Annotated in this window: 6 protein-coding genes and 3 pseudogenes; 2 read left to right on the forward strand and 7 right to left on the reverse strand. The window is 73.7% G+C overall.

Annotation, left to right across the window (positions count from 1 at the left end; genetic code table 11):
* Positions 1-115 (forward strand): annotated as a pseudogene (locus tag G6039_RS31545) (IS30 family transposase); the annotation flags it as partial.
* A gap of 44 nt (positions 116-159) precedes the next feature.
* On the opposite strand, the gene G6039_RS29095 reads toward G6039_RS31545, so the two are convergent.
* The 6 genes and pseudogenes from G6039_RS29095 to G6039_RS29120 all read right to left on the reverse strand — a co-directional run bounded on the left by G6039_RS29095 (position 160) and on the right by G6039_RS29120 (position 6,657).
* The gene (locus G6039_RS29095; RefSeq protein ID WP_029546090.1) at positions 160-1,608 is read right to left on the reverse strand and encodes an aldehyde dehydrogenase; all 1,449 of its coding nucleotides are present in this window, start codon (positions 1,606-1,608) and stop codon (positions 160-162) included.
* A 27-nt stretch (positions 1,609-1,635) separates the two neighbouring features.
* Positions 1,636-2,792: pseudogene (locus tag G6039_RS29100) on the reverse strand (Rv3169 family protein).
* Positions 2,789-3,943, reverse strand: a complete 1,155-nt coding sequence (locus G6039_RS29105; protein WP_029546077.1) for a phosphotransferase family protein — start codon at positions 3,941-3,943, stop codon at positions 2,789-2,791. The pseudogene G6039_RS29100 and the gene G6039_RS29105 overlap by 4 nt, the downstream one beginning before the upstream one ends.
* A gap of 69 nt (positions 3,944-4,012) precedes the next feature.
* Positions 4,013-4,939 carry a dienelactone hydrolase family protein gene (locus G6039_RS29110; protein WP_029546065.1) on the reverse strand — a complete coding sequence of 309 codons (927 nt, stop codon included), beginning with the start codon at positions 4,937-4,939 and terminating at the stop codon, positions 4,013-4,015.
* Positions 4,940-5,017: 78 nt separating this feature from the next.
* Positions 5,018-5,902 (reverse strand): ROK family protein, encoded by an 885-nt coding sequence (locus G6039_RS29115; protein ID WP_029546063.1) that lies wholly within the window; start codon positions 5,900-5,902, stop codon positions 5,018-5,020.
* Complete coding sequence (locus G6039_RS29120; RefSeq protein WP_029546061.1) at positions 5,902-6,657, reverse strand: class I SAM-dependent methyltransferase; 756 nt, start codon at positions 6,655-6,657, stop codon at positions 5,902-5,904. Before G6039_RS29120 ends, G6039_RS29115 begins: the two co-directional genes overlap by 1 nt.
* Before the next feature lie 155 nt (positions 6,658-6,812).
* On the opposite strand from G6039_RS29120, the gene G6039_RS29125 reads away from it, so the two are divergent.
* A complete protein-coding gene (locus tag G6039_RS29125) occupies positions 6,813-8,048 on the forward strand; it encodes a glycosyltransferase family 4 protein (protein ID WP_029546059.1) in 1,236 nt (411 codons plus the stop codon).
* Here G6039_RS29125 and G6039_RS29130 read toward each other — a convergent pair.
* Positions 7,953-8,520: pseudogene (locus tag G6039_RS29130) on the reverse strand (hypothetical protein); the annotation flags it as partial. The gene G6039_RS29125 and the pseudogene G6039_RS29130 overlap by 96 nt on opposite strands.

An 8,520-nucleotide genomic window follows, 5' to 3' on the forward strand; every position in this document is an offset into this window, starting at 1 on the left:
CACGCCCGAGGACCTGCAGCAGGTCCAGGACGAGTTCAACGGCCGCCCCCGGCAGACGCTACGCTGGCGCACGCCAACCGAAGCGTTCACCGAGCTTGTCGCATCGGCCGCCTGAAACCGCCCCAACCGACGCGATGTGACATTCGGCCACCTACGAACTCAGGCGCCGTAGCCGGGCGGGTACAGCACCGACTTGGTCTCGCAGAACGCCTCGAGGCCCTCGGGGCCGTTCTCCCGGCCGATGCCGGAATTCTTGTAGCCGCCGAACGGCGAGCCCGGGTCGAAGGCGTACCAGTTGATGCCGTAGGTGCCGGTGCGCACCCGCGACGCCACCTCGAGGCCCTTCTCGACGTCGGTGGTGTACACCGAGCCGGCGAGGCCGTAGTCGGAGTCGTTGGCGATCTCGACGGCCTCGTCGACGCTGTCGTAGGGGATCACGCACAGCACGGGACCGAAGATCTCCTCGCGCGCGACGGTCATGGAGTTGTCGACGTCGGCGAAGATCGTCGGCTCGACGAACCAGCCCTTGTCGAGCCCGGCGGGCCGGCCGCCGCCGAGCACCAGCCGCGCGCCCTCCTCCGTGCCCTTGGCGATGTAGCCCTCGACGCGGTCGCGCTGCTTCGCGGAGATCAGCGGCCCGAGTTGCGCCGCCGCGTCGTCGGGCATGCCGACGGGGAAGAAGGCCGCGGTCGCCACCATCTTCTCGACGACCTCGTCGTAGCGCGAGCGCGGCGCCAGGATGCGGGTCTGGCCGACGCAGGCCTGCCCGGTGTTCATCAGGCCCGACATCACGAGCATCGCGACGGTCGAGTCGAGGTCGGCGTCCTCGAGGACGATGGCGGCGGACTTGCCGCCGAGCTCGAGGGAGCAGCGCTTGAGGTTCCGGGCCGCGATCTCGCCGATGTGCTTGCCGACGGCGGTCGAGCCGGTGAAGGTGATCTTGTCGATGTCGGGGTGCGAGACGAGGTACTCGCCGGTCTCGGCGCCGCCCGGGACGAGCGACAGCACGCCCTCGGGCAGCCCGGCCTCGGCGAAGATCTCCGCGACCGCGTTGGTGGTCAGCGGCGACTCGGGTGCGGGCTTGAGGACCACGGTGCAGCCGGCGAGCAGGGCCGGGCCGAGCTTGTTGATCATCAGGAACAGCGGCACGTTCCAGGCGATGACGGCGGCGACCACGCCGACGGGTTCGCGCGTCACCCGGGAGCGTCCGAAGGCGCCGGTGCGCTCCTCCGTCCACGGGAACGAATCGGCAAGTCCCGCATAGTAGTTGATGGTCGCCAGGGACGGCGTCACCTGCATCATCTGCACGGAGGCGGGCGGCTGACCCATCTCGGCGGACAGCGACGCGGCGAGGTCGGCGCTGCGCTCCTCGAGCAGCTTGGCGGCCTTGGCGAGTACCTGGGCCCGCTCGGACGGTGAGGTGCGGGGCCACGGTCCGTCGTCGAAGGCGGCACGGGCCGCGGCGACGGCGGCGTCGATGTCCGCCGGCCCGGCGACCGGCACCGAACCGACGCGTTCCTCGGTGGCCGGCGAGAACACCTCGAGTCGCTCGTCGGTCGACGGGGCGACCCAGCGGCCGCCGATGAACAGTTTGTCGTAGTCGGTCATGTTCTCTTTCCTCAACGGTCCTGGTTTCTACTGGTCGGATGTCGCTCGGTCGTTGTCGTGCGCGGGGTGGGGGTCGGCGAACCCGGTGAAGCCGTACTGCCGGTGCGGTCCGATCACGGCGACCTCGAACAGTCCGGTGCCGACGGTGTCCGACCCGGCGATCCGGAACCGCGCGAGATGGTCGGTGGGACAGAACATCAGCAGCGCCGGATCGATCTCCCGGACGTCGCGGCGCAGCGCCTGCACGACCAGTTCGCCCTGCCACATGCCGTGCCGCCAGTCCTGTTCGAGTCCGTACCCGGTGCCGATGCCGAGCAGGTTCGGCACCAGCAGTTCGCATTCGACGGTCACCGCCTCGCAGCCGGGCCGGTGGAACGTCAGCGTCGCCCCCGTGACGTTGCGGGTGCCCGGCGCGAACACCAGCCGATGTTCCGGCCGGCCCAGCCATTCGGGCTCGGCGCCGGGCCGGATCCGGACCGCCTCCTCGACCAGCCGGCGGCCGTGGTCGTCCTCCTGCACGATAGTGACGATCGTGTCGTCGTCGAACTGCATCACCGAGTAGATCCAGAAGAATCCGGGCATGCCCTCGTGGGCCGTGCGCCCGGGCGGCTCGGGCTCCCCGACGGGCCGCACCCCCCAGGAGCGGTCGCGGTTGCCGAGCCACGTGCCCGGGTCCACCTGCCGGGTCCGGCCGTCGACGGTGAGGGTGCCCGCCCACCGGCCGGTCTGCACGAACCGGGAGGTGTCCATGACGACGCGCTCGAGCCGGCGCAGCCGCTGTGGGGTCTCCTCGGTGGCGGGGACGACCCCGTCGAACGTGAGATCGAAGGACAGGTCGGCGGTTTCGGCATGGCCGGGCTCGAGCACCACCCGCAGCCGCCGCAGCCCCTCGAGCACCTCGATGCGCAGCGGGCCGACGGTGGTGTCGGTGCGATCGGTCCCAGGGCCCGCGAGGCCCGCACGACGAGGTGGTCGTCGCCGCGGCGCAGCACCGCGAAACCGTCGGCCACACCGAGATTCGGGTACTGGCCCATGCCGACGATCAGGAACAGGTCGGTGGTGTCGGCGGGGTAGCAGTTGAAGTAGTACCGGTCGTAGAAGTTGCGGTCGGACGTGGCGACGCGCCGGATCGGTTCGGCCGTCTGGTGGACGGGGTAGTCGTCCAGGGGGGAGAGGGAACTCACGGCGCCGCCCCCTGCCGGTCGGTGCCGTCGAGCACGGCTTCGAGGGCGGCGCGGTGCATGATCGCGTCGTCGGGATCGCCGGGTGGCTGCGCCTGGCCGAAATGCACCGCGCGAGTGTGGATGCGCAGCATGATGATCGCGTGCTGCAGCGCCGCGTGGACTGTGTAGAAGTGCAGGTCGCGCGGGACGTGGCCGGTGCGTTGCGCGTATGCGCGGGCGACGTCGTCGAGGCGCAGGAAGCCCGGCAGGCCGGGCAGCCCGGCCGCGGCGGCGATGTCCTCGAAGAACCTGTGCAGGAACGTCATCCAGGCCAGGTCCATCTCGCGGGCGCCGAGGGTGGCCAGCTCCCAGTCGAGCACCGCGACGGGCCGGAAACCGTCGAACAGGATGTTGCCGATCCGCGCGTCGCCCCAGCACAGCACCGCGGGCGAGCGGTCGTCGGGGCAACGGGCGTCGAGCCAGGCGAGCGCACGTTCGACGAGCGGGGAGCGGGGACCACCGGTGCGGGTCGTCCACTCGTAGTAGGAGCGCTGCCGGTCCAGGTGCGCCCAAACGGCGTCGGTGACGGTGCCGGCCGGTCCCAGCCCGGCGGCCACCGGGGCGACGTCGTGGATCCGGGCCAGCACGTCGACGCACGCGTCCTGCATGGCGGCACGCTCGGCGTCGCCGGCCTCGGTGACCCAGGAGCCGAAGTTGTACGGCATGACATCCGGTGGCACCCGGCCCGCCACCCGGGTCATGACGAAGAACGGGGCCCCGAGCGGCGCGGGATCGGGCTCGTACCAGTGCACCCGGGGGACGGGGATGGTGGAGTGCTCGCCGACGGCGCGCATGACCCGGGCCTGACCCTCGAGGTCGTAGGCGGGGAAGACGGGCACGGTGGTGTCGGCGGGGGCGACGCGGGCGACGAGCGGATGGTCGGTGCCGTCCCAGCGGGCGTCGAACAGCAGCGTCTCGCTGGACATGCCGGTGGTCTCGGGGAGGTGCACGTTCTCGACGACGGGGGCGGTGACCTTGGTGGCGAGCCAGCGCTGCAGGTTCTCGCGGACCTGTCCGGGATCCCGGCGGGAGTCGCGGGGGCGCGCGACCTCGGCATCGTGGGCGGAGCCGTCCTGGGCGCCGTGCGCCGACGCGTCGGGGTCGATGCTCACGCGCTCTCCTTCCGGCCACCGGGGCTGTGACCTCGAACACTAGAACACGTTACAAGTTTTCGGAAGGGGTCAGCCGAGGTGTGTCCCGAACCAGGCGAGCATGCGGTCGTATGCCTGCGCGGCCGCGTCCGCGTTGTACCGCGGTCCGGTGTCGTTGAAGAACGCGTGGTCGGCGCCGGGGTAGGTCACCACCTCGTGCACCAGGCCCGCGCGCTCGAGGGCGGCGGTCGCCGCGTCCCGCGACGCGTTCACCCGCTGGTCGAGTTCGGCGTAGACCGCGAGGACGGCGGCCCGCGACCCGGCGAAGTCGGCGCCGTCGGGCAGCGGTCCGTAGAACGGGACGGCCGCCGCGAGGCGCGGGTCGCCGGTCGTCAGCAGCAGCCACGTCATGCCGCCGCCGAAGCAGAACCCCACGGCCCCGATGCGCCGGTCGGGCACCCGTCGCGTCAACTCGTCGATGCCCGAGCGCATGTCCTGGGAGAATCGTTGCGGCGGAACGGTACTCAGTGCGGCCGTGGCCTGCGCCGGGTCGGCGAACGACGCCGTGCCCCCCTCCTCGGAGAGCAGGTCGATCGCGAGTGCCGAGTAGCCCGCCCCCGCCAGGCGCCCGGCCACCGATCGGATGTGGTCGTTGAGCCCCTTGTTCTCGTGGACCACGAGCACGGCGCCCCGGGGGTCCGCCGCCGGCGCCCACGCACCCTGCAGCGTCCGCCCGTCCGGGCCGGGGAACGTGATCGCCTCCGTCGCAACGGCATCTGCGCTGCCCGGCGGCGCCACCGGCGACGTCGGGGCCGGAGTGCCCGAGGTCGCTCCCGGAGTCGCGGAAGGCGTTGCGGGCGAGCCGTTCTCGTTTGCGCAGGCGGCGAGCAGCGAGGATGCCGCGGTGAGGGTGAGCCCCAGCAGCCCCAGCCGTCGCAGCGCCTCGCGGCGGGTGAGCAGACCGTCGGCGTGGTCCACCGCGATCTCCTCGGCGATGTAGCGCTGGAAAGGCGTCATGGCCGCTCCCGTCCCGAGGACACTGTCTTCGTATTGTGACGCGACGGGGGCCGCGGTGCGGGCGATTCGCGCCGAAGCTCAGTCCCCGAGGGCCAGGATCCCGGCGCCGGTCAGGGTCCCCACGGCGGCGAGCCGCGCCGGCACGATCTCCAGCCCGGTCAGGAACGGCAGCCGCGCGTGCCGGGCCGCGGCCTCGCGCATCGGCCGCCACATCGGCTCCCCGGCCTGCGCGAACCCGCCGCCGACCACCACGAGGTCCACGTCCACCAGCGCCGCGGCCGACGCGAACACCTCCCCGAGCGCCGCCCCCGCACGCCCCAGGGCCGCGACCGCGACCGGATCTCCCGCGCCCGCGGCGCGGGCCAGCGCCGCCCCGTCGGCACCGGACCAGCCGTGCTCCCGCGCCCACCGCACCGCGGCCGGCCCGCTCGCCACGGTCTCGACGCACCCGACACCCCCGCACGCGCACGGGTCGGCGCCCACGCTCGACACCATGTGCCCGATGTGGCCCGCATTGCCCGTCCGGCCCCCGGCGATCCGGCCGCCCAGCACCAGACCGCCGCCGATGCCGGTCGAGACCACGACGCCGACGAGGTCCGTCGCACCCCGGCCCGCCCCGAGCCGGTGCTCGGCCAGCGCGGCCGCGGCCCCGTCGACCGCGAGCCGCACCCGCGACCGCGGGAACAGGCCGCGCACGGCGTCGACCAGGCCGAAACCGCCCGCCCACTCGCCGATGTTGATCGGCGCCACCACACCGGCGCCGACGTCGACCGGCCCGGCGCTCGCGATCCCCACGGCCGTCACCTCGGCTCCCGCGGAGACCCGACGCAACAGCTCCGCGCATGCCGCCCACACGCCGGCCGCGGGCGTCGGCACCGTCCGCGGTGCGTCGAGCGTGCCGTCGGCGCGGACGCGGGCGGCCGCCATCTTGGTGCCGCCGACGTCGAGGGCGAGCGCGACCATCAGCGCCTGCGCAGCACGAGCACCAGATTGCTGACCAGGAACTCCCGCACCGCGGGGACCCGCACCAGCCACCACGCCCAGCGCGGGTGGTACCGGGGGAACGCGGCCAGCAGCTCGCCGTGCGGCGTCGAACGCGCCCACCGCAGCCCGTCGCCGCAACCCACCTCGAACAACGAGACCCCGTACCGGTTCTTCGGCTCCCGCCCGTGCCGGCGGGCGTAGCGCCGCGCCGCGTACTCGCCGCCGAACGCGTGCCACGGGCCGGTCTCGTGCCCGCCGAACGGGCCCCACCACAGGGTGTACGACAGCACCGTCAGCCCGCCCGGCCGCGTCACCCGCAGCATCTCGTCGGCCATCACCCACGGCTGCGCCACGTGCTCGGCGACGTTCGAGGAGAAGCACACGTCCACCGATCCCGTGCGCAGCGGCAGCGCGAGGCCCGAGCCACGGATCGACCCGCCCACCGCGAGACCGGCCGCGTGCATCTCCGACGGATCCGGCTCGACCGGCACGTAGCGGGCGCCCGACGCGCCGAACACCTCCGCGAAGTACCCCGGCCCGCCGCCCACGTCGACGACGGTCGTGCCGGTCAGGTCCCGGCCGGTCAGGCCCGCGTACAGATCACCGATCAGTTCCACGGTGTCGCGCGCGAGCGCCCCGTAGAACAACTCGGGGGCGGACTGCTCGTGCCGGAAGTCGCCGAGCAGCCCGACGGACCGGCGCAGGGTCGCGCGCCGGGCGAAGGTTCGAGCCACCGGGGGGACGGGCAGGGTCGGAACAACCACGAGGAGCAACCATAGCGGCCACCGCACCGCACTACCCGCCGGTAACCCTCCACCGCGGGCGGCCCCGCACCCGTTAGTGTGTTCCGGGATACAACCGTCGACGACGAACCACAGGGGGTCGCCACGTGCGCGAGGTTCTGTTGCTGTGCTGGCGCGACACCGGGCATCCCCAGGGTGGGGGCAGCGAACGCTACCTCGAACAGGTCGGCGCCCAGCTCGCCGCGCGCGGCATCCGCGTCACCCTCCGCACCGCCGCCTACCCCGGCGCCCCCGGCCGCGACGAGATCGACGGCATCACCGTCAGCCGCGGCGGCGGCCGGCTCACCGTCTACCCCCGCGCCCTCGCCGCGATCGCCGCCGGCCGTCTCGGCTTCGGTCCGCTGCGCCACCTCCGGCCCGACGCGGTGATCGACACCCAGAACGGCATCCCGTTCTTCGCCCGCCTCGTCGCCGGCGCGCCCGTGACCGTGCTTGTGCACCACTGCCACCGTGAGCAGTGGCCCGTCGCCGGCCGCGTCATGGCCAGGCTCGGCTGGTGGATCGAGTCCGCCCTGTCGCCGCGCCTGCACCGCGACGACCAGTACCTGACCGTGTCGTTGCCGTCCGCCGACGAACTGATGGCCCTCGGCGTCGACCGTGACCGCATCGCCGTCGTCCGCAACGGCGCCGACGCCGTCCCCGCCGGGGTCGAGCCCGGCGACGAACACACCCGCACCGCGCACCCCACCGTGTGCGTGCTGTCGCGGCTCGTGCCGCACAAGCAGATCGAGGACGCCCTCGCCGCCGTCGCCGCGCTGCGCGACCGCGTCCCCGGCCTGCACCTCGACGTCATCGGCGGCGGCTGGTGGGAGAGGAACCTGCGCGCGGCCGCCGCGGACCTCGGCATCACCGATGCCGTCACCTTCCACGGCCACGTCGCCGAGGACCGCAAGCACGAACTGCTCTCCCGGTCCTGGGTGCACGTGATGCCGTCGCGCAAGGAGGGCTGGGGGCTGGCCGTCGTCGAGGCCGCGCAGCACGGCGTGCCCACCGTCGGCTACCGCAGCTCGCGGGGACTGACCGACTCGATCATCGACGGCGTCACCGGCGTGCTCGTCGACTCCGCGGACGAGCTCACCGACGCCGTCGCCGACCTGCTCGCCGACGCGGATCGTCGCCGCACCCTCGGCGGCAAGGCCCGGGTGCGGGCCGCAGAGTTCTCCTGGTCCGCGACCGGCGACGGGGTGCACGAGGTGCTCGCCGCGACGGCCGCGGGCCGCCGCGTCTCAGGACTGTTCCCGCGCCCGGCGGAGGCCGCCGTGGTGCTCGCGGCGCCGGGCGGGCCGTCGCAGGACCAGCAGGCCCACGAGCCCGCCTGCTGACACCGCCACCCACAGTGCGTGCGCGGCGATCGCCGCCGTCCGGTCGTCCGACCGCGTCCCGTCGACCCCCGGCACCCGGTACAGCGACAGCGCGGCATCGGAGAACACCGGCTCGAGCTGCTCGAGCGCGCGGGCCGAGTCGCCGAGGTCCCCGGGCGTGCCGTGCTCGACGAGCACCCAGCCCACGCCGTGGGCAGCGAGGTCGGCCGGCGCCGCCCCGGCCAGCAGCAGGCGCTCCACCTCCGCGGCGCCCCGACCCTCGCCGGCGACGGTGCCGCCGGCGACGATCAGCTCCCCGGACTGCAGCACGTCCGCGCGCAGCATCCGAGGTGCCGGATCGAGAACCGGTGCGGCGCCGCTGAACTCGAATCGCCGGAACATTCCGGCCGGCAGCACCGCCACGTCGCCGGCGCCCGCCGGCACCGCCGCCGCGACCCGCTGCCACGCGTCCGGATACTGCACCGGCCGCACC

The sequence above is a fragment of the Rhodococcus aetherivorans genome (assembly GCF_011058165.1).
Taxonomy (GTDB): domain Bacteria; phylum Actinomycetota; class Actinomycetes; order Mycobacteriales; family Mycobacteriaceae; genus Rhodococcus; species Rhodococcus aetherivorans.

Bases quoted from the DNA above. Each gene is read 5' to 3' on its own strand.
- G6039_RS29095 (WP_029546090.1), bottom strand. From the start codon at position 1,608: ATGACCGACTACGACAAACTGTTCATCGGCGGCCGCTGGGTCGCCCCG.
- G6039_RS29115 (WP_029546063.1), bottom strand. From the start codon at position 5,902: ATGGTCGCGCTCGCCCTCGACGTCGGCGGCACCAAGATGGCGGCCGCC.
- G6039_RS29110 (WP_029546065.1), bottom strand. From the start codon at position 4,939: ATGACGCCTTTCCAGCGCTACATCGCCGAGGAGATCGCGGTGGACCAC.